Source organism: Pedobacter sp. 01T416_2 (genome assembly GCF_056398925.1).
Genome location: NZ_JBFTQI010001008.1, coordinates 1 through 1761, shown reverse-complemented (window position 1 = coordinate 1761; position 1761 = coordinate 1). Strand labels below are relative to the sequence as shown.

The 1761-nt window shown below is 37.7% G+C and carries 3 protein-coding genes; 2 read left to right on the top strand and 1 reads right to left on the bottom strand.

Annotated elements, in window-relative coordinates:
* The coding region (locus tag AC1DPQ_RS26785; RefSeq protein WP_477611436.1) for an SDR family oxidoreductase at positions 1-435 on the top strand (435 nt) is incomplete at its 5' end.
* 42 nt (positions 436-477) lie between these two features.
* On the opposite strand, the gene AC1DPQ_RS26780 is transcribed toward AC1DPQ_RS26785, so the two are convergent.
* On the bottom strand, positions 478-1176 hold the full coding sequence (locus AC1DPQ_RS26780) for an NUDIX hydrolase (protein WP_215128033.1): 699 nt from the start codon (positions 1174-1176) through the stop codon (positions 478-480).
* 160 nt (positions 1177-1336) lie between these two features.
* On the opposite strand from AC1DPQ_RS26780, the gene galT reads away from it, so the two are divergent.
* On the top strand, positions 1337-1744 hold the full coding sequence (gene galT / locus AC1DPQ_RS26775; RefSeq protein ID WP_477611435.1) for a galactose-1-phosphate uridylyltransferase: 408 nt from the start codon (positions 1337-1339) through the stop codon (positions 1742-1744).
* Positions 1745-1761 lie beyond the last annotated feature (17 nt).

Genomic DNA, 1761 nt, shown 5'->3' with positions numbered 1-1761 from the left:
GATTACGACCTGATCATGAATACAAATTTAAAAGGTGTTTTTTTTACCATCCAATCGTTTGTAAATTACTGTAGGAAAAGTAAGGTAGCCGGAACCGTAATCAATATGAGTTCTGTACACGAAGAAATCGCATTTCCACATTTTGCTGCGTACTGTGCGAGTAAAGGAGGCTTAAAGATGTTAACCAGAAATCTCGCTTCAGAATTAGCCCAATTTAATATCAGGATTAACAACGTAGCGCCCGGAGCTGTTTCAACACCGATTAATCAAGATTTATTGAACAATAAAGAACAGTTGGAAAAAGTACTTCAAAATATCCCCTTAAAACGAATGGGTAAGGTAGAAGATGTGGCAGCAATAGTGGCTTTCCTCGCTTCTGATGATGCCGCTTATGTAACCGGATCAACTTATTTTGTAGATGGAGGATTAACCTAACCGGATCAACTTATTTTGGCTAATCGTGCGAAGAAATTTAATTTAAACCTTTAAATTTGGCATTAAGTTTAAGAACGCCTGCGAATTAGCATGGTATTTCTTTTTATCTAATTTAAAATAGAATGCTCCTTTTTTAGAACCTGTTCTATCTTTTTCAGCTAGCTTAATCAATAGTCCGGTTGAAGTAATTTTACGGCTGAAATTCCTGGTATCGATTTTAGTATCGTTTACTTCCTCAAAAAGTATATGCAATTGTGGGATGGTGAATTTTTTAGGGAGCATTTCAAATAAAATAGGATGGAGGGCAGCCTTGTATCTTAATTTTTTTCGGGCATCGGCAACCATTTGGTTATGATCAAAAATAAGTTTTGGCCTATCGTTGATCAAAAACCATTCTGCCTCGTAATCGTCATTTAACTGTGCCTCATATTTATGGATATCAATAAGGGCAAAATATCCAACAGAAAGTGTTCTTTCAATTGGGTCGCGGTCAGGTTCTCCATAAATCTGCATCTGCTCCAGGTAAACACCTTCCAAACCTGTCATTTTTTTGAGTACCCTGTTCGCTGCATCGTCTGGACTTTCATTTGCACCCACAAAACCACCCATTAAACTCCATTTGTTTATCTCGGGTTCTAAACCCCGCTTAACCAACAGAATTTTGAGGTGTTCACCGTCAAACCCAAACACTATGCAATCAACAGCAACCAGATAATGTGGCTGCCTAGAATATTCAATCATTTTTATCCGAGATTTTAAAGGGCTTAATATGTTCAAATTTTCACGAAAATAAAAATTATTATTAATTGTCGTTTTGACAATTAATAATAATTTTATAATTTGGCGGCTTAGATGGGTTAAGCTAAATGCTTTCTTTTCTTTAACCAATTGAAAATATAAGATGAACCAAACATTCGAACTCGATAGTAATCCACACACCAGGTTAAATATATTAACTGGCGAATGGGTTTTAGTTTCTCCGCACCGTACTAAAAGGCCCTGGCAGGGTAAGGTTGAAGATGTAACACCAGATAACCGTCCGGAATATGACCCTAAATGTTATTTATGTCCTGGTAATGGCAGGGCAGATGGCGATAGCAATCCAGAATATACCGAAAGTTTTGTTTTTAACAATGATTTTGCTGCGTTGCTTGAAGATACGCCTGCAGGTAATATGAACGAAGAAGATTTATTGGTAGCCAATAATCAGAGAGGGCTTTGCCGGGTGATCAGTTTTAGCCCGAAGCACAACCTCACACTTCCCGAAATGAGTGTCGAAGCCATAACTACCTCACACTTCCCGAAATGAGTGTCGAAGCCATAACT

Bases quoted from the DNA above. Each gene is read 5' to 3' on its own strand.
- AC1DPQ_RS26780 (WP_215128033.1), bottom strand. From the start codon at position 1,176: ATGATTGAATATTCTAGGCAGCCACATTATCTGGTTGCTGTTGATTGC.
- galT (WP_477611435.1), top strand. From the start codon at position 1,337: ATGAACCAAACATTCGAACTCGATAGTAATCCACACACCAGGTTAAAT.